Origin of the sequence: Fretibacter rubidus, assembly GCF_041429785.1 — a bacterium.
GTDB lineage: Bacteria > Pseudomonadota > Alphaproteobacteria > Caulobacterales > Maricaulaceae > Fretibacter > Fretibacter rubidus.
In genome coordinates this window covers 1,613,515-1,634,958 of the sequence record NZ_CP163423.1, presented here as the reverse complement: position 1 = coordinate 1,634,958, position 21,444 = coordinate 1,613,515, and the positions used below count along the sequence as shown (strand labels likewise).

At 52.6% G+C, this 21,444-nt stretch carries 21 protein-coding genes and 1 tRNA gene; 16 read left to right on the top strand and 6 right to left on the bottom strand.

Translation table 11 applies throughout. From position 1 onward, the window contains the following. The first annotated feature begins 40 nt into the window (after positions 1 to 40). Positions 41 to 2,023, top strand: coding sequence for a penicillin-binding protein 1C (gene pbpC, locus AB6B37_RS07745; RefSeq protein ID WP_371398316.1), 1,983 nt, complete (start codon positions 41 to 43; stop codon positions 2,021 to 2,023). Here the strand turns inward: pbpC and AB6B37_RS07740 are convergent. Continuing rightward, positions 1,995 to 2,606 carry a uracil-DNA glycosylase family protein gene (locus AB6B37_RS07740; RefSeq protein WP_371398315.1) on the bottom strand — a complete coding sequence of 204 codons (612 nt, stop codon included), beginning with the start codon at positions 2,604 to 2,606 and terminating at the stop codon, positions 1,995 to 1,997. The genes pbpC and AB6B37_RS07740 overlap by 29 nt on opposite strands. 88 nt (positions 2,607 to 2,694) lie before the next feature. Between AB6B37_RS07740 and kbl the strand changes: the two genes are divergently transcribed. Genes kbl through AB6B37_RS07720 form a run of 4 tightly spaced genes read left to right on the top strand, consistent with a single transcriptional unit; the run spans position 2,695 to position 7,002 of the window. Continuing rightward, entirely contained in the window at positions 2,695 to 3,900 is a 1,206-nt protein-coding gene (gene kbl / locus AB6B37_RS07735) for a glycine C-acetyltransferase (protein WP_371398314.1), read from the top strand. 8 nt (positions 3,901 to 3,908) lie between these two features. Continuing rightward, complete coding sequence (gene tdh / locus AB6B37_RS07730; protein WP_371398432.1) at positions 3,909 to 4,943, top strand: L-threonine 3-dehydrogenase; 1,035 nt, start codon at positions 3,909 to 3,911, stop codon at positions 4,941 to 4,943. Next, positions 4,943 to 5,632, top strand: coding sequence for a nitroreductase family protein (locus AB6B37_RS07725; RefSeq protein ID WP_371398313.1), 690 nt, complete (start codon positions 4,943 to 4,945; stop codon positions 5,630 to 5,632). Before tdh ends, AB6B37_RS07725 begins: the two co-directional genes overlap by 1 nt. 59 nt (positions 5,633 to 5,691) lie before the next feature. Continuing rightward, positions 5,692 to 7,002 carry a multidrug effflux MFS transporter gene (locus tag AB6B37_RS07720; protein ID WP_371398312.1) on the top strand — a complete coding sequence of 437 codons (1,311 nt, stop codon included), beginning with the start codon at positions 5,692 to 5,694 and terminating at the stop codon, positions 7,000 to 7,002. Between the two features lie 17 nt (positions 7,003 to 7,019). On the opposite strand, the gene AB6B37_RS07715 is transcribed toward AB6B37_RS07720, so the two are convergent. Then, positions 7,020 to 8,639: a long-chain-fatty-acid--CoA ligase gene (locus AB6B37_RS07715; RefSeq protein WP_371398311.1), complete on the bottom strand. Its 1,620-nt coding sequence runs from the start codon at positions 8,637 to 8,639 to the stop codon at positions 7,020 to 7,022. An 86-nt stretch (positions 8,640 to 8,725) separates the two neighbouring features. On the opposite strand from AB6B37_RS07715, the gene AB6B37_RS07710 reads away from it, so the two are divergent. Further along, positions 8,726 to 9,700, top strand: coding sequence for a threonine/serine dehydratase (locus AB6B37_RS07710; RefSeq protein WP_371398310.1), 975 nt, complete (start codon positions 8,726 to 8,728; stop codon positions 9,698 to 9,700). A gap of 37 nt (positions 9,701 to 9,737) precedes the next feature. Here the strand turns inward: AB6B37_RS07710 and accC are convergent, their stop codons facing one another. From accC to aroQ, 3 genes are read right to left on the bottom strand one after another with little or no spacing between them, the layout of a single operon-like run. Further along, on the bottom strand, positions 9,738 to 11,093 hold the full coding sequence (gene accC / locus AB6B37_RS07705) for an acetyl-CoA carboxylase biotin carboxylase subunit (protein ID WP_371398431.1): 1,356 nt from the start codon (positions 11,091 to 11,093) through the stop codon (positions 9,738 to 9,740). Between the two features lie 11 nt (positions 11,094 to 11,104). Next, entirely contained in the window at positions 11,105 to 11,605 is a 501-nt protein-coding gene (accB, locus tag AB6B37_RS07700; protein WP_371398309.1) for an acetyl-CoA carboxylase biotin carboxyl carrier protein, read from the bottom strand. Between the two features lie 60 nt (positions 11,606 to 11,665). After that, on the bottom strand, positions 11,666 to 12,106 hold the full coding sequence (aroQ, locus tag AB6B37_RS07695; RefSeq protein WP_371398308.1) for a type II 3-dehydroquinate dehydratase: 441 nt from the start codon (positions 12,104 to 12,106) through the stop codon (positions 11,666 to 11,668). A gap of 54 nt (positions 12,107 to 12,160) precedes the next feature. On the opposite strand from aroQ, the gene thiS reads away from it, so the two are divergent. From thiS to AB6B37_RS07680, 3 genes are read left to right on the top strand one after another with little or no spacing between them, the layout of a single operon-like run. Continuing rightward, positions 12,161 to 12,385, top strand: a complete 225-nt coding sequence (gene thiS / locus AB6B37_RS07690) for a sulfur carrier protein ThiS (protein ID WP_371398307.1) — start codon at positions 12,161 to 12,163, stop codon at positions 12,383 to 12,385. After that, positions 12,386 to 13,183, top strand: coding sequence for a thiazole synthase (locus AB6B37_RS07685; protein ID WP_371398306.1), 798 nt, complete (start codon positions 12,386 to 12,388; stop codon positions 13,181 to 13,183). 18 nt (positions 13,184 to 13,201) lie between these two features. After that, the gene (locus tag AB6B37_RS07680) at positions 13,202 to 14,038 is read left to right on the top strand and encodes a sulfite exporter TauE/SafE family protein (RefSeq protein ID WP_371398305.1); all 837 of its coding nucleotides are present in this window, start codon (positions 13,202 to 13,204) and stop codon (positions 14,036 to 14,038) included. Here the strand turns inward: AB6B37_RS07680 and AB6B37_RS07675 are convergent. Next, a complete protein-coding gene (locus AB6B37_RS07675; RefSeq protein WP_371398304.1) occupies positions 14,035 to 14,592 on the bottom strand; it encodes a TIGR02281 family clan AA aspartic protease in 558 nt (185 codons plus the stop codon). The genes AB6B37_RS07680 and AB6B37_RS07675 overlap by 4 nt on opposite strands. 148 nt (positions 14,593 to 14,740) lie before the next feature. Between AB6B37_RS07675 and AB6B37_RS07670 the strand changes: the two genes are divergently transcribed. The 7 genes from AB6B37_RS07670 to AB6B37_RS07640 all read left to right on the top strand — a co-directional run bounded on the left by AB6B37_RS07670 (position 14,741) and on the right by AB6B37_RS07640 (position 21,441). Then, positions 14,741 to 15,757 carry a nicotinate-nucleotide--dimethylbenzimidazole phosphoribosyltransferase gene (locus AB6B37_RS07670; protein WP_371398303.1) on the top strand — a complete coding sequence of 339 codons (1,017 nt, stop codon included), beginning with the start codon at positions 14,741 to 14,743 and terminating at the stop codon, positions 15,755 to 15,757. Positions 15,758 to 15,772: 15 nt separating this feature from the next. Then, the gene (locus tag AB6B37_RS07665) at positions 15,773 to 16,828 is read left to right on the top strand and encodes a Glu/Leu/Phe/Val dehydrogenase dimerization domain-containing protein (protein WP_371398302.1); all 1,056 of its coding nucleotides are present in this window, start codon (positions 15,773 to 15,775) and stop codon (positions 16,826 to 16,828) included. Between the two features lie 75 nt (positions 16,829 to 16,903). After that, a tRNA-Val gene (locus AB6B37_RS07660) sits at positions 16,904 to 16,978 on the top strand. A 285-nt stretch (positions 16,979 to 17,263) separates the two neighbouring features. After that, a complete protein-coding gene (locus AB6B37_RS07655; RefSeq protein WP_371398301.1) occupies positions 17,264 to 19,015 on the top strand; it encodes a fatty acyl-AMP ligase in 1,752 nt (583 codons plus the stop codon). Positions 19,016 to 19,021: 6 nt separating this feature from the next. Then, a complete protein-coding gene (locus AB6B37_RS07650; protein WP_371398300.1) occupies positions 19,022 to 19,942 on the top strand; it encodes an NAD-dependent epimerase/dehydratase family protein in 921 nt (306 codons plus the stop codon). Positions 19,943 to 19,949: 7 nt separating this feature from the next. Beyond that, positions 19,950 to 20,198 (top strand): acyl carrier protein, encoded by a 249-nt coding sequence (locus tag AB6B37_RS07645; protein ID WP_371398299.1) that lies wholly within the window; start codon positions 19,950 to 19,952, stop codon positions 20,196 to 20,198. 13 nt (positions 20,199 to 20,211) lie between these two features. Further along, a complete protein-coding gene (locus AB6B37_RS07640; RefSeq protein WP_371398298.1) occupies positions 20,212 to 21,441 on the top strand; it encodes an aminotransferase class I/II-fold pyridoxal phosphate-dependent enzyme in 1,230 nt (409 codons plus the stop codon). The last annotated feature ends 3 nt before the right edge of the window (positions 21,442 to 21,444 follow it).

The window sequence follows — 21,444 nt, the reverse complement described above, 5'->3', positions numbered from 1 at the left end:
CCTTAAGGTTTGGCAGCGGCGACAACGATGGGGCGTAGTCTTGCTAGGCTGTCTCGCGCTATTGTTTGCGCTCAACATCGCCGTGCCGCCGTCGCTCACCGCTGCGGGCCATGTATCATCTGTGGTCCAGGACCGTGATGGGCGGTGGTTATCGGGCTTTACGGTAGAGGACGGGACATGGCGCATTCCCGCAGATTTAGACGCGATTGATCCAAGTTTTATCAAGGCCGTTATCGCGGTCGAGGATAAGCGGTTTTACGACCATAGCGGCGTTGACCCGATTGCCGTGATACGGGCCGCGCGCACATGGTTGCGTGAGGGCGAAGCGGTCTCTGGCGCGTCGACCATCACTATGCAGTTGATACGGCAATTAGAACCGCGCCCGCGAAATCTGCGGTCTAAAGTCATTGAAACCATTCGCGCTGTGCAAATAGAGCTTTGGCTGAGTAAAGACGAGATACTCGCGGCCTATCTGACTCATACCCCTTACGGCGGCAATATCGAAGGGGTCGAAGCTGCCACGCGTCTATATTTGGGTAAAGCGCCAGACCAACTGACGACTGAAGACATAGCGCTGCTTATCGCCCTGCCGCAATCACCAGAGGCCCGCCGCCCAGACCGCAACCCCAAAACCGCCAAAGCCGCCCGTAACGCAGTCTTGGCAAAGCTAAACGCCAAAGGGCTGTTGAGCGCGCAGACCTTCAAAGAAGCGTCCGTTAGCCCGCTGCATGTATCGCGAAGCGCTATGCCCGAGCGCGCATGGATAACCGCTTACGGCCTTGCTGAGCGCGGAGCCCGCGTTACCACAACATTGGATTATGATCTGCAAAACACAGTGGAAGCTCTGGCCATGCGCGTAATGCGGGACATTGAAAGCCCCACTAACATTGCCGTGACCATTGTCGATAACCGGTCCATGGCTGTGCGCGCGCATTTGGCATCATCAGACCGCACACGTCCGGGGGGGTGGATTGATATGACCCGCCAAAGCCGCAGTCCCGGCTCGACCCTCAAACCCTTTATCTACGGCCTTGCTATGGATGACGGTATTATATCGCTGGGTAGTCGTGTGAATGACGCGCCCACCCGATTTGGTAATTACCGTCCTGAAAATTTTGACCGCCGCTATCATGGTCAGGTCCGTATTGATGAGGCGCTGCGCCACAGTTTGAACGTGCCCGCTGTGGCTATACTTGATAAAATTGGCGGTAAAAGGCTAGAGCAATCACTGCTGGCAACGGGCGTGGATATGACGCGGCTTGGCGATGGCTCTGAACAGGCGGGGCTTGCTTTGGCACTAGGCGGAGCAGGGTTGTCGGTGAATGATGTTGCCGTGCTTTATGCGGCGCTCGCCAATGATGGTCAGGCCCGCGCGCTGCGTTGGATAGAGGATAGCCCGCAATCAAAAGCGGTGTCGCTGGTCAGCCCAAAAACGGCAGCCAATATAACGAAGGCTCTGCGCCAATCGCCAACCCCAAGCGGATATGTGCCGGGGTGGCTGTCAAAAAACGGGGTCGATATCGCCTATAAGACGGGGACGTCTTACGGATTTCGCGACGCATGGGCGGCGGGTTATACGGATGATTGGACCGTTGTCGTTTGGGTCGGACGGCCCGACGGTGCGCCGCGTTTGGGCCAGACAGGGCGCAAAGCCGCAGCACCTATCCTTTACAGCATTTTCGATAGCTTGCCGCATAGGGCCAGAGCCAAAGCCTACCAGCGAGACGACGATGCGCCGTCTGGCTTAACGACAGTCGCAGCGCTCACTGGCCCGCAAATTTTATTCCCGCCAAACGGCGCTGATATTTACGCGGCTGAATTAGGCGCTGATACGCGCGGCTTTACGCTGAGTGCAACATCAGATCAGGGGAATGTCAGATTTTACGTCGATGCCGCGCCGCTGGCAGGGTCTGTCTGGAAACCAGATCGCGAAGGATTTTTCACGATTAAGGCCGTAGATGCCACAGGACAAAGCGCGTCTTCACGCGTTCGGATTATGGGGCGCGATGGGACGCTTCGGTGATGATGTCTTGAACGCGCACTTTTAAATGCGTGAGCAAATCATCAAACCAGTCATGGCGTTTAATCCACGCATTATTGCGCCAACTGGGGTGCGGCATTGGGATAATATTGGGGCCGTAATCCCGCCACTGCGCCACGGTCTCTGTCAGAGTTTTATGGGCTTGCTGACCCAAATATCGCCGCTGTGCATATTGACCGATCAACAGGGTTAATTGAGTGCCGGGCAGGGCCGTTGTCACTTTGTCCTGCCAAAGCGGCGCGCATTCGATGCGCGGCGGCAGGTCACCGCCACTCGTGTCATTACCGGGAAAACAAAACCCAATAGGCGTGATGGAAAAATTATCAACGTTATAAAATGTATCTTCATTCACACCTAACCAATCGCGCAATCGACGACCGCTAGGATCATTAAACGGCATAGAAATGTTATGGGCCAAAATACCCGGAGCTTGGCTTATGATGCGTATTTTAGATTTTTGATTGGCACGAATGATTGGATTTGGCGTCACGGGCAAAGGCGGATTTGAATGGGCGCAATGGGTGCAACTGCGAATGTCTTTCAATAATTCATCAAGTTTAGGCAAAATTTTTGTGTTTTCGTTAGATTTAGAAGGTGGATAGGCGCGTATAACAGTTTATCACTCTATTGAAAATCTTTACTGGAGACGCCTTATGACTGCTGCATTTTTTGATCACATTCAAACGGAACTCAGCACGATTAAAGCCGATGGCCTGTATAAATCAGAGCGCCTCATCACGAGCAAACAAGCCGCCGATATTGTGGTGACCACGGATGGCAAGACGCAAGAAGTCATCAATTTCTGTGCCAATAACTATCTCGGCCTCGCGGATAGTCCCGCGCTTATACAGGCGGGCAAAGACGCGCTCGATGATCACGGCTTTGGTATGGCCTCTGTCCGCTTTATCTGCGGTACACAAGAACAACATAGAGAGCTGGAACAGCGTCTTGCAAGCTGGCTAGGTTACGAGGATTGTATTTTATATGCCGCCTGTTTTGATGCCAATGGCGGATTGTTTGAACCACTGTTGGGGCCAGAGGACGCGATTATATCTGATGCGCTAAACCATGCCTCTATTATTGACGGGATACGCCTGTGTAAGGCCAAACGCTACCGTTATAAAACAAGTGATATGGAAGATTTAGAGGCGCAGCTAAAGCAAGCCAAAGCGGACGGTGCGCGCCATATTATGATTGCCACTGACGGTGTGTTTTCGATGGACGGCTTTGTCGCAAAACTACCAGAGATTATCACGCTGAAAGAAAAATACGGCGCGCTGCTGATGGTCGATGATTGCCACGCAACAGGGTTCATGGGCGAAAAGGGCCGCGGCTCTGCCGAGCATTGCGGCGTTCTGGGCGGTGTCGATATTTTGACAGGCACGCTGGGTAAAGCGCTCGGCGGGGCTATGGGCGGTTTTACATGTGCTAAGCAAGGCGTCATTGATATGCTCCGTCAACGCTCTCGGCCTTATTTATTTTCTAATTCCTTGGCCCCGACCATTGTCGGCGCGAGTCTTAAGGCGATAGATATGGCGGAGCAGGGCGATGAATTGCGCGACCAGATTAACGCGAATGCCAAGCAATTCCGCGACGGCATGACTAAGGCAGGTTTCACATTACCCGATGGCGATCACCCAATTATACCCGTTATGCTAGGCGATGCCGTCATTGCACAGAAAATGGCGGCACAGCTAATGGATGAGGGGATTTACGTCACGGGATTTTTCTTCCCTGTTGTCCCTAAAGGCAAAGCCCGCATCCGCACCCAAATGAGCGCGGCGCATACGTCGGAGCATATCGACACCGCTATCGCCGCCTTTACTAAAGTCGGCCGTGAATTAGGTGTTATCTCATGAGCGGTATGATGAAAGCGCTAGTCAAAGCAAAGGCTGAAAAAGGCCTCTGGATGCAGGATGTGCCTGTGCCAGAGATTGCGCCCAACGAGGTGCTAATTAAAATTGAGCGTACCGCCATCTGCGGCACGGATATGCATATTTATAAATGGGATGATTGGGCGCAAAAGAACGTGCCTGTGCCTATGGTGGTCGGCCATGAATATGGCGGCACAGTGGCGGCCATTGGCTCGACAGTGAACCGGGTCAAGGTCGGGCAGCGCGTGACGGGCGAAGGCCATGTTGTTGGCCGTAAATCCCGCAACGCACGGGCGGGAAAATTTCACTTGGACCCCGACACCAAAGGTATCGGTGTCAATTTACCGGGCGCCTTTGCGCAATATCTGGCGCTGCCTGAATTTAACGTCATACCGCTGGGGGATGATTTTCCGCTTGATATTGCGGCCATTATGGACCCACTGGGCAATGCCGTGCATACGGCGCTGTCGTTCGATTTGGTCGGTGAAGATGTCTTGATTACGGGGGCTGGCCCCATTGGCATTATGGCCGCCGCAGTCGCTGAACGGGCGGGCGCACGGCGCATTGTCCTGACCGACATCAACGATTGGCGGCTCGATTTTGCGAAAAAAGTTACGACGCGCACTCGCATGGTCAATACAATGAACGAAGACTTGCGCGCTGTTATGGCTGAGCTTGGTATGCAAGAGGGTTTTGATGTTGGCATGGAAATGAGTGGGGCAGAGCCCGCCTTTAATCAAATGCTTGATGTTATGTTGATGGGCGGCAATATCGCTATGCTGGGTATTCCCGCCAAACCGTTTCCTGTTGATTTTGGAAAGCTCGTCGGCAAAGCGCTTACTTTGCGCGGTATTTACGGGCGTCAGATGTATGAGACCTGGTATAAAATGCTTGCGCTACTGGACAGTGGGCTAGACGTCAGCCCGATGATCACTCACCGTTTTCCTGCACGGGATTTCCAAAAGGCTTTTGATTTAATGGAAACGGGCCAGACGGGCAAAGTCATCTTGGACTGGAACGCCGTTTAATGTCTAATCAATATAATGATCACGACACAGTTCCGCTGTCTGGATATGACGCGGTCAGTGACGCGCAAATGCTGGCGCGGGTCGAAGCTGTGCGCGAAACATTATCAACACGCCGGACTATTCGAGATTTTTCGGACCGAGTCGTCCCGCGCGACGTCATTGAAACTGCGATTAAAACAGCGGGCACAGCGCCAAGTGGGGCTAATCATCAACCTTGGCATTTCACGGCCATTTCAAACCCTGATATTAAACGCCAAATTCGCATCGCTGCCGAAGCCGAGGAGGCTGAGTTTTACGGGGGTCGTGCGCCGGATGAATGGCTAGACGCGCTTGCGCCGCTCGGCACAGATGCATCAAAACCGTTCCTAGAAACCGCGCCTTGGTTAATTGCCGTTTTCGCCCAAAAACGAGGCGGCGAACAGGCCGGTCAAGATAAGAAAAATTACTACGTGACCGAATCTGTTGGCCTCGCCACGGGCATGCTGATTACGGCGCTGCATAGCGCAGGCTTGGGGACGTTAACCCACACACCCGCGCCGATGAATTTTTTGCGCGATATATGCGGTCGGCCTAAGTCTGAAAAGCCTTTTGTCCTGTTGGTTGTTGGACATCCCGCAGAGGGAGCGCATGTGCCCGCCCACGCGCTTATCAAGAAAACTCTCGCTGAGATTTCTGATTTTTTAGAGTAATCAAGACCGCTGTTAATCTGTGGGTTGCGAAGCTTTCCCAATAGGCGCATATCACGACGATGACAGACCAACCGCAAACACCAGCTGCCTCAAAAGCTGCGCAAAAAACGCATGCGAAAGCGGCGAGTAAAGCGAAAACGCGTCTGGCCAATGCAGAACTACCCATGCCGCTTTGGGAGTTCGTGAGTATGGTCGCCGCGCTCATGGCGCTTAACGCCTTTGCGATTGATATCATGCTGCCCGCTATGGGCACGATTGGTGAGTATTACGCGCTAGAAAACCCGAATAGTCAACAGTGGTTGCTTTATTCTTATTTACTAGGGTTTGGCGCGCCGCAACTTGTTTTTGGCCCGCTTTCTGACAGGTTTGGGCGGCGCAATTTACTGCGGCTTTGCATTGTGTTCTACGGCATATTTGCTGTGCTGTGTATGGCGACATCGTCTTTTGCATTGCTGTTGGCCGTCCGCTTTTTACAAGGCATATTTGCGGCGGGCATACGGGTTATCGCGACATCCATCGTGCGCGACCTGACCATGGGCCGTGCTATGGCCAGTATCATGTCGCTGGTCATGACGATATTTATGATTATTCCCATCATTGCCCCTGCGATTGGCCAAGGTGTTATGGTGCTGGCGGGATGGCGTTGGACCTTTGGCGTGCTGGGTGTCGCCGCTGTATTGACGTTCTTATGGGTTAGCTTTCGTCTGCCCGAAACACTGGCTGTAGAGAACCAGCGGGAGCTAAGCTTTACGCGCATTAAAGAAGGCTTTTCACAAGTCCTGTCACACCGCGTGACCTTTGGATATATGGCGGCAAGCGGCGTTGTATTCGGTTCGCTTTTTGCCTTTATCGCAGCGTCAGAGCAAATCTTTGACGATGTGTTCGGGCGCGGTGATAAATTTGCGCTTTGGTTCGCGTTGATTGCGGGGACGCTTGCGATTGGGAACTTTACTAATTCACGTATCGTCGAGCATTACGGTATGCGGCGGCTGAGCCACGGCATTTTAATTGCTTTCATTGTTTTAGCGCTTAGCAATTTTTTGATTATGACATTTATGGGCGAAATGTTCTGGGTGTTCTTACCCTTATTTGCGCTGACCTTTGGCTGCTTTGGTATGCTGGGGGCGAACTTCTCTGCCCTTGCCATGGAACCACAAGGCAGGGTCGCGGGTACGGCCAGTGCGGTCTACGGCTTTTTTACTTCCACAATCGCTAGCGGGTTTGGCTACGCTGTGTCGTCGCAATTTAACGGCAAAGTCGCGCCCATATTGCTCGGCTTTGTGGGATTGGGGTTGCTGTCGCTTGTGATTATTCTCATCACTGAACGCGGAAAGCTATTTGAACTAGGGGAAGGAAAGGCGGGATATTAAACCCCGCCCTTATTTTGTTACTTAACGTAATGATCTTTATAAACCACCTTAAGCTCACGCTTTAGGATTTTCCCCGTCGCGCCCAATGGTAAGCTGTCTTGGAAGACGATCGCATCGGGAAGCCACCATTTTGCGCATTTATCGGTGATGCATTTTTTGATCTCGTCAATATCGGGTTTTTTACCGGGAACGGGTTGCACGATCAAAAACGGACGTTCTTGCCATTTTTCATGGGCGATACCGATACAGGCGGCCATAGCAACATCTGGATGATTACAGGCCGCGTTTTCAACTTCGATAGAGCTGACCCATTCGCCGCCAGATTTAATCACGTCTTTAGAGCGGTCTGTGATTTCCATATAGCCGCGCGGATGCAGGGCAGATACATCGCCTGTCGCAAACCAGCCGTCATCGGTGAAACTATCAGAGCCTGCCCCTTTGAAATAGCCTGATGAAATCCACGGCCCGCGTACATGGAGGTGGCCTGTGGCTTCGCCGTCTTCGGGTAATATATTGCCTTCGTCGTCGACGATACGCATGTCGACGCCAAAAATACGGCGTCCCGCCAAAAGCTTATCTGACACTGTGGCCTCATAATCTGACATATCCGTGCCGGGGTAGGCCGAATAGGTTGTGCCAAGCGGGCTGGTTTCTGTCATGCCCCAGCCTTGTTGCATCGGAATGCCAAGGTCGAGTTCAAATGCGCGTAGCAAGCTCTCTGGCAGGGCAGAACCGCCGACAAGGGCTTTTTTCACCGTCGGTAAATCAATGCCGTGCTCTTTGGCATGGTTATAAATACCCAGCCAAACGGTCGGCACACCCGCCATTAAGGTTACGCCTTCTTGGTTGATCATTTTGACCATATTGGCGCCGTCTAGGCCGGGGCCAGGCATAACCAATTTCGCGCCGACCATAGCAGCAGAATAAACAAGGCCCCAAGCGCTAACATGGAACATCGGCACGACCGCAAGGATTACATCGTTGGACCCCGCGCCAATGACGTCTTGAAAAGACCCTGCCATCGCGTGCAGAATTGTGGAGCGGTGTGAATATAGAACGCCCTTAGGGTCGCCCGTCGTGCCAGATGTGTAACACAATGTGCAGGCAGTGTTTTCGTCAAAGCGGGGCCAGTCGATCGTATCAGCATGGCCTTCGATAAAGCTCTCATAATCCTGAACATCGGTTTTGTAATTTGGCATGCCCGCTTTGTCAGACAAGCAAATCCACTTTTTGACTGTGGGGCACATGGCGGATACGCCGTCGATAATCGGGCCGAATGTTGTATCAAACATCAACATGGTATCTTCGGCATGATTAACCATCCAGCCGATTTGCTCTGGCTTTAGACGCGGATTGATCGTGTGCACAATCGCGCCGATGGATGACACGGCATAGTAAATTTCAATGTGGCGGTAATTATTCCACGCAATCGTGGCCACCCGGTCGCCTTCTTTGACACCTGCGGCAATTAGAGCGTTTGCCAGTTGGCGCACGCGGGCTGCGCAATCACCCCAACTGTAACGATGCTCTGATAAATCCGTGTTGAGCGTGTAAATCTCGCGGTCCTTATGGACCTTTGCCGCGTGCTCGATCAGATCGCTGATCATTAGCGCGTGGTGCATCATTAAGCCTTGCATAGCATTCCCCGTAATTTGTTTTGTGTTGATTGTGTTTTTCCACCGTTTAAAGTCTGGGTCAACAAAACTTATGCAAAGAGTTTCATATGAACCGCCTTCCGACCTATCACGATGTTGTTATGGCTGCTGATCGACTGGCGGGTCATGCCGTTGTGACACCGTTGATACGGTCTGACGTGATCGACACCAAGGTTGGGAAGCAGGTCTGGTTTAAGCCAGAATGCAATCAAAAGGTCGGCGCGTTTAAATACCGGGGGGCGTTTAACCGCTTGTCTGCCATGAGCGAGGCCGAGCGTGCATGCGGCGTCGTGGCCTATTCATCGGGCAATCATGCGCAAGGTGTTTCGCGCGCTGCTAAAGAGCTTGGCATGAGCGCGCTGATTGTGATGCCGAGTGACGCGCCTGCCGTCAAAGTTCGCGGTGTCCTCGCTGATGGTGCCGAGATTGTCGTCTATGACCGCTTAACCGAGAGCCGCGAAGACATGGCCGATGACATCGCCGCCCGCGACGGCCGGATCATCGTGCCGAGCTTTGATGACCCTTATATTATTGCGGGTCAGGGCACAGTGGGGCTTGAAATCGCGGGTAGTGATGTGGACTTTGATGCCCTTATTACTTGTATGGGGGGCGGCGGTCTTTGTGCTGGTATTAGCCTTGCCATGGGAGAGCTTTCACCACGGACGAAAATCTACGGCGCAGAACCCGCAGGATATAATGATCACCAAAAATCATTAGAGGCTGGCATGCGCGTGGGCCTGAAAAATCCGCCGCCCACATTGTGCGACGCATTGATGACGCCAGCGCCAGGTAAGATGACATGGGCCATAAATAAAGACCGCCTCAGCGGTGTATATGAGGTGACGGATGCGCAATGCCTATCCGCGATGAAGCTAGCGCATGAGCATTTAGGCGTAACGCTAGAGCCTGGCGGTGCTGTCGCTATGGCCGCGATGCTTGACGGCGCATTTTCAGACGATGACTCGATTAAAACGGTCTGCATCATCCTGTCAGGCGGTAATGTCGATCCGTCAGTCTTAGAGCGCGCGTTAAGTGAAGGCTAACTGACCCAAAGACTTAAAAAAGGTCTAAAACGCCTGATTACTTCCCAGCCTTGTTCCGCTCGTCCAGCCATTTTTCTAACCAGTGGATATTATATTCACCCGCTTGAAATTCAGGATCGTCGATGAGGGCCTCGTGGAGCGGCTTTGTCGTCTCTACGCCCGTAATCACCATTTCACCGAGCGCACGGCGTAGTCGCAATATCGCGCCTTCACGGGTGTTGCCCCAAACGATAAGCTTTCCGATCAAGCTGTCATAATAGGGCGGGATTGAATAACCTGCATAAAGACCGCTATCAAAGCGCGTATTCATACCGCCGGGGGCATGGAAATCAATGACTTTGCCTGGCGACGGCGCGAAGGTCTTGGGATTTTCGGCGTTGATACGACATTCGATGGCATGACCTTTAAACTGCACATCTTTTTGGCTGTAATTGAGCTTGAGGCCCGCTGCGACGCGGATTTGTTCACGCACCAAATCAATGCCTGTGATTTCCTCTGTCACAGGGTGTTCAACCTGTAAACGTGTGTTCATCTCGATGAAGAAAAACTCGCCTTTCTCGTAAAGAAATTCGATTGTCCCTGCGCCGCGGTACCCAATTTTCTTAATCGCTTTGGCAACAATATTACCAATCTTGGCGCGTTCTTTGGCCGTCAATGTCGGTGAGGGGGCTTCTTCTAGGATTTTCTGATTACGACGTTGCAGGGAACAGTCGCGCTCGCCCAGATGCACGACATTGCCGTGCTGGTCTGCTAGCACTTGTATTTCAATGTGACGCGGGCCTGTCAGGTAACGCTCCAGATATACCGCGCCGTCACCAAAGGCCGCAATGGCCTCTTGCTGCGCGGCTTCCAGTGCTTCTTTTAGCTTATCAGGCGTTGCCGCAAGGCGCATACCGCGCCCACCGCCACCTGCGGCGGCTTTGACAAGCAGGGGAAAGCCCACTTTTTCAGCGACCTTTTTGGCCTCTTCATAATTTTCGACACCACCGTCAGAGCCGGGAACAACAGGAATACCTGCCGCTTTAACCGTGTCTTTAGCGGTAATTTTATCACCCATGATGCGAATATGGTCCGCCGTTGGGCCGATAAAGGCCATGTCATGCGCTTCGACGATTTCCGCAAAGCGAGCATTTTCTGATAAAAAGCCGTAACCGGGATGCACAGCATCGGCATTGGTGATTTCACAGGCCGAGATAATCGCAGGAATGTTGAGATAGCTATCGGTCGCAGAGTTGGGCCCTATACAAACAGATTCGTCGGCGAGGCGCACATGCATGGCTTCGCGGTCAGCTTCCGAATAGACCGCAACAGTGGCGATACCCATTTCTTTGCACGCACGGTGAACGCGAAGCGCAATTTCACCACGATTGGCAATCAGGACTTTTTTGAACATCTCTGCCATGATTAAACGATAATAAAGAGGGTTTCGCCGAATTCGACGGGTTGGGCGTCATCGACCAATATCTCTTCAATCTTGCCCGATTTCGGGGCCGTAATGGGATTAAACGTCTTCATCGCCTCGACGAGCAATATGGTGTCGCCTTCTTTGACTTTGTCGCCTGCTTTCACAAAGGCGTCTGCGTCGGGGCTGGGACGGACGTATGCTGTACCAACCATGGGAGATTTAACAGCACCAGGGTGCGCGCCAGCGTCGGCTTTGCTAGTCGGTGCAGGACTTTCGACCGCTGGGGCAGATGCGGCGGGGGCGGCAACGGGTGTCGGCGCGGCGACCGCTTGCATAACCGTGCCACCAGCGGCATGTTTAGACACGCGGATTTTAAGGTCACCTTTTGTCATGGCGATCTCTGATAATTCCGTATCATTCAAAATTTTGGCGAGTTCTCTGACGAGTTTTGTCTCGGTAGTTGCGCTGGAGGTCGTCTTTTTAGTCGGTTTCGTGGCCATTTAAATGTCTCTCTTGATCCCTAAATTATGCATGTGTCGCCTAAGTGCGACGTGATTCAGCTATGTGTCTAGCAGATTTATCGCGGCTTGCAGCCCTAATTGATAAGAATTTGCGCCAAATCCGCTAATTGTGCCTGTTGCGGCCATGCCGACATAGGAAATCTGGCGAAAACTTTCCCGTTTGGCGGGCTGCGAGAGGTGAATTTCTATCACGGGCAAATCAACGGCTTTTAGCGCGTCATGAATTGCGACCGATGTATGGGTATAGGCGGCGGGGTTGATGATAATCGCCGCGCCCTCGCGGCCTGCCTCTTGGATATGATCGACAATTTCACCTTCAATATTGGATTGCTTAAAGACGAGGCTGTGTCCCGCAGCATTCGCTGTTGCTTCGCAAGCCGCTTCGATGTCGGCCAAAGTCTGGTGACCATAAATCTCTGGTTCTCTCTGTCCTAAGAGGTTGAGATTGGGGCCGTTTAAAATATAGAGGGGTTTAGGCATTGCGAGTCCTTGGCTGAATGGCCATGTTAGCGGTGCAGTGTGATAACGACAACCATGAAATTCAAAGGTTTAGACGTGCATTTGACAGTCAACGGCAAAGATTATGACGATTTGAACGACGATATGACTGTGTCTGAATTGCTCGCTTATCTTAGCTTGCCAGAGAAAAAAATAGCGGTTGAGCGCAACCGCGAAATTGTGTCTAAGTCGACCTTTAACACCACGATACTGAAGAGCGGCGATACGCTCGAAATCATCCATTTTATCGGAGGCGGATAATTGCCTGACAATCATGACCATACATCGTCGCAAGACGTTTTGACCGTAGCAGGGCGTAGCTTTAATTCGCGCCTCATCATCGGGACGGGCAAATATAAGACCTATGCTGAAAATGCGGCCGCATTGACCGCTTCTGGTGCGGATATGGTGACTGTGGCTGTGCGGCGGGTGAATTTGGATAACCCTGATGAGCCCATGCTCGTTGATTTCATTGACCCAAAGGCGACAACTTATCTGCCCAATACGGCGGGGTGTTTCACGGGCGAAGACGCTGTGCGGACTTTGCGCCTTGCCCGCGAAGCCGGGGGCTGGGATTTGGTCAAGCTAGAAGTGCTATCTGACCCCAAGCATCTTTACCCTGACATGGAAGAAACAATGCGGGCGGCAAAACTGCTGATTGATGACGGGTTTGAGGTCATGGTCTACTGTTCTGATGATCCCGTTTTCGCCCGTAAGCTTGAAGATTTGGGCTGCTGCGCGATTATGCCTTTGGGCGCGCCCATTGGGTCTGGCCTTGGTATTCAAAACCCTGTCAATATCCGCTTGATTGTCGAGCAATCGACCGTGCCTGTAATTGTCGATGCGGGCGTCGGCACAGCGTCCGACGCCGCCATTGCCATGGAGCTTGGCTGTGACGGCGTGTTGATGAACACGGCCATTGCCGAAGCGAAAGACCCAATTCGTATGGCGCGCGCCATGAAACACGCCGTCATCGCTGGCCGCGAAGCCTATTTAGCGGGCCGTATGCCGCGTAAAAAATACGCCGACCCGTCTAGCCCACTGGCTGGTCTGATATAATCGCCTCGGTATAATGTTATGAGCCCCGATATCATCCTGCTAATTATCACGCTGGCGGGGGTCGGGGCCTTGGCGGGTTTAACAGCGGGCATGTTTGGTATTGGCGGCGGGGCCGTGATTGTGCCCGCCCTGTTTTATGCTTTCACCACTTTGGGGTATAGCTCTGACGTGACCATGCATATGGCGGTTGGGACGTCAACAGCCGTGATTGTCGTCAACGCCATACGCTCCGTGCGTGCCCATAACAGCCACGGGGCGGTGGATTGGGATTTACTCTGGCCGAAAAACGCATTGCAAAGCTATGCGCTGTGGATTGGAATAGGGGCTTTTGTTGCGTCCCTATGGCTTGCCCCGCGCATGTCTGGCGAGCATTTGACCATGCTCTTTGCGGTTATCGCCACCTTTATGGCGCTTCAGTTTATCTTTGGTCGGCCAGATTTTACACTATGTAAAACCGTGCCAGGCGGGGCTGCAAGGCCCCTTGTTGGCGGCACAATCGGTGGGCTGTCTGCCTTAATGGGTATTGGCGGCGGATCAATTACAGTGCCGCTCATGGCGATATGCGGCGTGCCTATTCACCGTGCCGTGGCAACGGCCTCTGGCTTTGGGCTTGCTATCGCGCTACCTGCGACAATTGGATTTATCATTTCGGGCTGGAATGTTACCGGAAAACCAGACTTTTCAATCGGTTATGTGAATTTATTAGGGTTTATATTTGTCGCGGCGCTCGCGTTTTTTACTATCCCGGTTGGTGCAAAACTGGCCCACGGCATGAACCAAAAAAGATTGAAGTTGGTCTTTGGGATATGTCTATTGCTAATTGCTCTCAATATGGCGCGAAAGGTGGTCTTTTAATTTCTTAAGACCATCGCATCTGGCGTCACTTCGATTTTCTTAATCTCGCCTAAAAACGTCATACCTAAGAGTGATACAGATAATCCGTCTTCGACGACTAAGGCTTCGACGTTTTTCACGCGAATTGTGCCGACACGTACGGATTTTAAGCTCACCCGCGCCGCGCGCCCTTCACCGTTAGCTGTACGGATAATGACGTCATAATCGAGCTGCCTAGGATTAATTCCTGCAGATTTGGCATCGTCTGGCGTCAAAGCGATGGAGCCAGCCCCAGTATCGACTAGAAAATTGACAATGCGATTATTGACCCTCGCCTCTGTCCAAAATTGCCCATCACGCGCGGACTTCGGGATTGAGACACGCCCCCCGCTACTGGTGGTTTTTTGCGGTTTCTGAGCTGTCTTTAATGCAACGTTTTGCGTTTGCTGTTCAGTATTTTGCGCAGGCATAAGACCGGCGGCTTCATAGAGCATATGGCGATTTGTGACGGCCCAAAACGAGACCAAACACATCACGCCAACGGCTAGAACGGTTTTCAAGACATCATCAAACATAGGAGTAGACTAAGACTAAGATGTTGAAATGCCCCTAACAGTCAGAATTTTTGCGTCTTTTGGATAATTTTTCCTAAATGTCCAGTTTTTCTGCGTTGTGAGGCGTATCATAAACTCATACTGTGTTTTCTTATCGGAGCCTGATTCTATGTCTACACCCGCCCAAGATACACCCGCCCAAGATTCACTGGAGACTGGGAAGCCCTTTGACGATATTCGCGCGCTTGTCACGAATATGCCTGCGGTGGATGAAAAAGCGCGCTACGCGGTAGAGGAAGCTCTCGCGGGGTTTGTCCCTGCGCTGAGCCCCTTTGGCGGTTTGGGTCGCGCGCTAATGTGGCTTGGGGGTTGGCAAGGCCGCCCGCTGCCCAGTATTGACCGTCCCTTGGTCGCAGTCTTTGCAGGCTCACATCTCGTGGCGGAAGACGTCATCGGTGCAGACCCTATTATCGGATGCAGAGAACGTGTCGGCGGGATGACAGAAGGTGCAGCCGCTGCACGGGGTATTGCACAATCCCACGGCGCCGCGTTTAAAGTATATGAGATGGGCATCGACTATCCAGCGGCCAAAATCACCAAAGAGCCATCTTTGTCTGAACGCGACTGTGCGGCGGCCATTGCTTTTGGTATGGAAGTCGTCGCCGAAGGCGCAGATACGATCGTGCTCGGAAATGCTGGGTTTGGATCAGCCACAGCGGCGGCGGCGATTTGTTACGGTCTATACGGCGGCACGCCCGAATATTGGGCAGGCGGCACAGGCCCTGTTGCCAAAGCCCGGATCGAAGCCGTCAGAAAAGCGGCTGATGTTCACAAAGACGGTCTTAGCGACCCGCTTAATGTGCTGGCCCTATTTGGGGGGCGTGATATTGCAGGCATGGTCGGGGCCATTATCGCTGCCCGACACCAGGCCATTCCCGTTATCCTTGACGGCTATGTGGTCTGCGCGGCAGCCGCCGTTATTCATAAAATTCGTCCTGACGCCATTTCGCATTGTTATGCGGGACACGTTACCTCAGAGCCCGCCCATGCTGCGCTTCTTGACCGAATGGGCCTTAAGCCCATGGTGGACTTAGGGATTGGCATTGGCGACAGCACTGGCGCGACATTGGCCATGGGACTGTTAAAGGCCGCGGCATCGGGGCTAAAGACTGTATCGCAATCATAACGGCGAAGGCATCATATGATTTTTGACCATATTGATTTTGATGACCATGAACATGTGGCCTTTGCCTCTGACCCTGACAGCGGACTTCGCTGCATTATCGCCGTCCATTCCACAACTTTGGGACCATCGGCAGGCGGCACACGGTTTTGGAGCTATGCAGATAGCGCGTCTGCCCTAACCGACGCCTTGCGCCTATCGCGCGCTATGAGCCTTAAAAACGCTATGGCGGATATCCCGCACGGCGGCGGTAAAGGCGTCATTATGAAGCCCGAGGGCGAATTCGACCGCGAGGCTATATTCGCCGCCTATGGGCGCGCGCTAAACCGAGTTGGCGGCGCCTATTACACCGCTGAGGATGTCGGCGTGTCGCCTGATGATATGCGCGTTATCCATAGGCAAACGGATTATGTTGCAGGCCTAGACGAAGGCGCCGCGGCCTCTGGTGATCCATCTCCTGTAACCGCAGACGGGGTCTATCGTGGGCTATGTGTTGCGATTAAACGCAAGCTTAATAAGAATGATTTCAGTGACTTAACAGTCGCGGTTCAAGGGCTTGGTCATGTCGGTTACGCACTTTGTGGCCATTTACATGCGGCAGGGGCAAAGCTGATTGTCGCTGATATTCGCGATGACGTTTTACAGTCTGCTATATCCGATTTTGATGCATCCGTTGTGCCTGTTGAAGCCATTCATGCGGTGGATGCCGATGTGTTTGCGCCCTGTGCTTTGGGCGGAGCCGTTAACGCTAACACAATCGGCGGTATTCAGGTCAAGATAGTCGGCGGTGCGGCCAATAATCAGCTTGCTACCCCTGATATGGGTCAAGCATTGCATGAACGCGGTATCCTTTATTGCCCTGATTATGTCCTTAACGGCGGCGGGATTATCAATGTCGCCGCAGAGTTATCAGGCCATTACGACCCTAATTGGGTGGACGGAAAGCTTAACGGCCTTGCTGACACGCTGGCTGCGGTTTTTGAGGCTGCGGAGGCGGATAATGTCTCCCCCGATGTGGTTGCAGAACGTATGGCCTTGGCGCGGATTGCGGCAAAAAAGCTGGATATGGCTTGACTTAATGCGACGGGGTCTTAATGACCCGACTTCGTTTGACGTTTGGCGAACCTTGGGTAACCAAACTTATGGAACGGGCGATTAGCTCAGCGGGAGAGCACTGCCTTCACACGGCAGGGGTCACTGGTTCAATCCCAGTATCGCCCACCATCCATTCTAGCGCACACCGTGAAACCCCTGAAGCGGGCATTATAGTAAGAGTGGACCGAGCGGCAGGAAAACGACTAACCCCATCATTGAGGTCGTCCATAAACACCTTTTCACTGTTAATAGCCTTATGTCCAAGTCATATAACTGTCATATTTTGTAACATGACATGACAGCCTAGGGGGATGCTAAGCGTTTGTGATTCCTTTACAAATTATGTTGATAAATGGATAAGGCGCGAATCTATAATGCTCCAAAGCGCCAAAACCCGGATATTGAGGGGATAATATGACAATGCCAACACCGACCCTGCGGTCGAAACCCATTATCCATTCTGATTTTCCGACGCTTTGTGACGGCCTTGATTATGCCGCGACCTGTGACACAGGATTTAACTTTTACACAGGCAAGGGCGACCTGAAAACGGCGCTGCCGTATCGTGAGCTTCGTGAGCGTGCGGTTGATGTGGCTAAGCGCCTTGTGAAATTTGCGGATAAAGACGCGCGCATTGGCATTGCGGCTGTCAGTTCGCCAGAATTTGCCGTGCTGTTCTTCGCTTGCCAATATGCAGGGCTAGTCCCAGCGCCGCTTCCGCTACCTGTAACGCTCGGTGGACGCAGTAGCTATGAACGTCAATTACAGCGTATGGCCGAAACAGGCGATTTTCACGCGTTATTCACGCCCGCCAGCATGGAAAGCATCATGAGTTCCGCGCTCAACGATACCAATGTTCCAGTGATTAGTTTTGAGGATGTGCTTACCCTACCACAGGGTGACAACTTACGTCCGCACGGTCCTGACGGCTTGTGCTATATCCAATATTCATCTGGTAGCTCTAGCTCGCCAAAGGGCATTTTGGGCACGCAGTTTTCTGTGTCGTCTAATTGTCGCGGCATTACCCGTGACGGCATGCAAATGAAAGAGGATGACCGCGGCACCACTTGGCTTCCGATGTATCATGATATGGGCCTGATTGGCTTCATGATTGCGCCGATGATGAGCCAGCTGACCGTGGATTATCTTGATCCGCAAGACTTTACGCGCCGTCCGATGACGTGGTTGCAGCTTATTTCTGATCACAAAGGTACACTGTCTTATAGCCCAACCTTTGGATACGAGCTTTGCGTGCGCCGTTGGCGCGAGGACAGAGAGCTTGATCTCTCCAGCTGGCGTGCAGCCGGTATTGGCGGTGATATGGTGCGTCCTGAACCGTTAACGGAATTTGCCAAAACATTTGGTCCTATGGGGTTTGCTGAGGATGCGTTCAAGCCGAGTTACGGCTTGGCAGAGACAACTTTGGCGGCCACATTCGCGCCTTTCGGGCAGGGGTTATTAAAACATACAATTGATATGGGCCGTTATGAGCGCACATCCGAAGCCGTCGAGGCAAGCGATTTGACGCCTGACGAGCAAAAACGCACATTTGTCGCTTGCGGTACAGTGTTGCCTGATCACGCCATTGAAATCCGTAATTTTGACGGTGACGTCTTGGGCCAAAAACAAGTTGGACAAGTCTTCCTCAAGGGGCCTAGCGTATCGCCGGGGTATTTCCGCAATAAACAGGCGACAGAGGCATCATTTTCCAAAGATGGTTGGCTCAACACCGGTGACTTGGGCTACTGGTTAGAAGACCAATTAGTGGTTACGGGTCGGTTTAAAGACTTAATCCTGTGGCATGGGCGCAATATCTGGCCACAAGACATTGAATGGGCCGCACAGGCAGCGGCACCGCACCGCTGTGGCCTTGCCTGTTCATTTGCGACGGGCGGGGCAGGTGATGAGAAAAACATCATGCTTCTGCTGGAATGCCGAACGCGTGACCCGCAATTGCTGGATGAGATCTACACGGCTGTAACAGCGGCCATTCGCCTAGAAGTCGGTGTCCCTGTGAAATTGCAACTGGTTCCGCGTGGCACCATGATTATCACTAGTTCAGGCAAGCTGTCGCGTGCACGCGTAAAAGAGAAATTTGTCACGGGTCAGATCATCGACTTGCTCGACGAAACCCCGATGAAAATCGTCAAATCTGATACTGTCTAAATTTAAGTGACCGACGCACCGCTCATTGCCATTACGGGCGGCACAGGGTTTGTTGGCGGGCATGTTATAACCGCCGCACTTGCGGCTGGCTATCGCGTGAGAGCTTTGGCTCGCAACCCATTGAAATTAAATAATTTAAGTCATCCGCGCTTGACGATCTTTAAGGGGGCTTTGGGCGATAACGACGCCGGGTTCATAGAGGGGGCCGACGTCATCTTGCATATGGCTGGCCTCATCAAAGCGCGCAATCGTGCTGCCTTTGACGCCGTTAATGTGACGGCCAGCGCTGATTTGGCCAAGACATGTAATGACTCGCGCATTGAGCGTTTTGTTTTGCTTTCATCCATGGCGGCCCGCGCGCCTGAGTTGTCCCCTTACGCAGCGTCAAAGCGGGCGGGCGAAGATGCGGTGGAGGACGCCTATTCGGGGCCTTTATCGGTCATTCGTGCGCCAGCGGTATTTGGGCCCGGGGATGAGGCAACAAAACCTATTATTTCGGCCATAGACCGTGGTTTTCTCCCTGCACCGGGCGGTCGGGGGTGGCGGGAGCGTTATCTTTCACTGGTCGCCGTGCAGGACTTGGCGAATGACCTGATCACCCGCGCGGTCAAAGGCGATTATGACGGCCAGACAGTGTCGCCAGCGACTGTGGGGCAGATAACGTGGCCAGAATTTGCGCAAATGGCGTCAGAGGCTGTTGGCAAACCTGTCAAAGCGGTGCCTATTCCGTTAAGTGTTTTATACCCCGTTGCAGCTGTTACGTCTGCGCTGTCATTGAGCTTTGGCCGCGGCCACTTGACCCTAGGAAAATTGCGAGAATTCCTCTATGACGATTGGCGTAGTGAGACGTTGATTCAAAGCGATACGTCTATGGCAGATCGTCTGTCCCAAACTTTGGCCGCATATCGGTCTGACACTAAATCATAGGTATTTTATGACCGCGCCAACCCGTGATGAGATTTTCGATAAAATCTGTGAATTGCTAAAGCCCTATAATCCTGAAAACCGTCCGATTAAACTGACCAGCGGTATTGTGTCGGATTTGGAAGTCGACAGCGTCGCTGTGTTTGATTTGGTTATGGGATTAGAAGATCACTATGATATTTCTATTCCGATGGAATTAGTATCCGACATCAAAACAGTCGGCGAGCTTGTCAACGCTATTACCGAACTCACGTCTTAATCAGGTCAAATCTATGTCTCTTTTTGATAAATACGCCCCGTTACAATCCCGCGTCGATATGATGATGAAAATCGGCAAAGACGCATTGGGTGTTCAATTTGACGATATTTTATCGGCCACCAAAGGCCGCGTCGGCAACCGCGAAATCCTGCTCGCGGGTACCAATAACTACCTCGGCCTAACATTTGACGAAGACTGTATGGCAGCGGCCAAAGACGCGGTGACGCGCCACGGCACGGGCACCACAGGCTCGCGCGTAGCCAACGGCAGCTACCACGAACATATTGATTTGGAAAACGCCCTAGCGGAGCATTTGGGCATGCCAAGCTGTGTGGTTTTTACTACGGGTTATCAGACGAATTTGGCGGCCATTGCGGGCCTTGCGGGCGATAAAGATATCATCTTTATGGATGCTGACGCGCATGCCTGTATCATCGACGGCACGCGGCTGACGGGCGCATCGACCATTCGGTTCCGTCATAATAGTCCCGAAGACCTAGACAAACGACTGCGCCGCCAAGGCGAGATTGAGGGCGGCAACGCGCTTGTCGTGATTGAGGGCATGTATTCCATGTTCGGCGACATAGCGCCCGTTGATGAATTTGTGGATGTTACGCACCGTCACGGCGGCTATCTATACATTGACGAAGCCCATAGCTACGGCGTGTTCGGCCCCACGGGCTGCGGTATCGCCGAGGAACAAGGTGTGCTTGATAAAATTGATTTTATCTCTGGCACATTTTCAAAATCACTCGCCTCTGTTGGCGGGTTTTGTGCGTCTAAGCACCCGGAATTTGAAATCACACGCAAGGTTATGCGACCCTATATGTTTACCGCTAGTGCCACGCCGTCTAATATTTGCGCAGCAAGAGCGGCTGTTGAAAAGGTTAAAACAGGCGCGCATCTGCGGCAGAATTTGAAAGACCGCGCCGCGCAACTGCACGCTGGTTTGGCGGCTATGGACTATGATCTATGTGCTGAGCCTAGCCCCGTTATTGCTGTGCGCCGTCCGAATGAGGCGGTCGCGGCCATGGAATGGAACGCACTGATTGAAAGCGGTGTTTACGTGAATTTGGCTGTACCGCCTGGGACGCCGCAAAGCTCTAGCTTACTTCGGATTAGTCTGTCGGCGGCTCATACAGAAGAGGACATCAATCAAATCATCAAAGCTTTTGGTGATTTGAAGACGAACCAAGCGTCAATGATGCAGTCCATGATGACTAAAATGCAGGCGGCAGAATAACGG

Bases quoted from the DNA above. Each gene is read 5' to 3' on its own strand.
- AB6B37_RS07665 (WP_371398302.1), top strand. From the start codon at position 15,773: ATGATTTTTGACCATATTGATTTTGATGACCATGAACATGTGGCCTTT.
- AB6B37_RS07640 (WP_371398298.1), top strand. From the start codon at position 20,212: ATGTCTCTTTTTGATAAATACGCCCCGTTACAATCCCGCGTCGATATG.
- AB6B37_RS07725 (WP_371398313.1), top strand. From the start codon at position 4,943: ATGTCTAATCAATATAATGATCACGACACAGTTCCGCTGTCTGGATAT.
- AB6B37_RS07675 (WP_371398304.1), bottom strand. From the start codon at position 14,592: ATGTTTGATGATGTCTTGAAAACCGTTCTAGCCGTTGGCGTGATGTGT.
- AB6B37_RS07670 (WP_371398303.1), top strand. From the start codon at position 14,741: ATGTCTACACCCGCCCAAGATACACCCGCCCAAGATTCACTGGAGACT.
- AB6B37_RS07655 (WP_371398301.1), top strand. From the start codon at position 17,264: ATGACAATGCCAACACCGACCCTGCGGTCGAAACCCATTATCCATTCT.
- kbl (WP_371398314.1), top strand. From the start codon at position 2,695: ATGACTGCTGCATTTTTTGATCACATTCAAACGGAACTCAGCACGATT.
- aroQ (WP_371398308.1), bottom strand. From the start codon at position 12,106: ATGCCTAAACCCCTCTATATTTTAAACGGCCCCAATCTCAACCTCTTA.
- thiS (WP_371398307.1), top strand. From the start codon at position 12,161: ATGAAATTCAAAGGTTTAGACGTGCATTTGACAGTCAACGGCAAAGAT.
- accC (WP_371398431.1), bottom strand. From the start codon at position 11,093: ATGTTCAAAAAAGTCCTGATTGCCAATCGTGGTGAAATTGCGCTTCGC.
- AB6B37_RS07680 (WP_371398305.1), top strand. From the start codon at position 13,202: ATGAGCCCCGATATCATCCTGCTAATTATCACGCTGGCGGGGGTCGGG.
- tdh (WP_371398432.1), top strand. From the start codon at position 3,909: ATGAAAGCGCTAGTCAAAGCAAAGGCTGAAAAAGGCCTCTGGATGCAG.
- accB (WP_371398309.1), bottom strand. From the start codon at position 11,605: ATGGCCACGAAACCGACTAAAAAGACGACCTCCAGCGCAACTACCGAG.
- AB6B37_RS07710 (WP_371398310.1), top strand. From the start codon at position 8,726: ATGAACCGCCTTCCGACCTATCACGATGTTGTTATGGCTGCTGATCGA.
- AB6B37_RS07645 (WP_371398299.1), top strand. From the start codon at position 19,950: ATGACCGCGCCAACCCGTGATGAGATTTTCGATAAAATCTGTGAATTG.
- AB6B37_RS07715 (WP_371398311.1), bottom strand. From the start codon at position 8,639: ATGCAAGGCTTAATGATGCACCACGCGCTAATGATCAGCGATCTGATC.
- AB6B37_RS07720 (WP_371398312.1), top strand. From the start codon at position 5,692: ATGACAGACCAACCGCAAACACCAGCTGCCTCAAAAGCTGCGCAAAAA.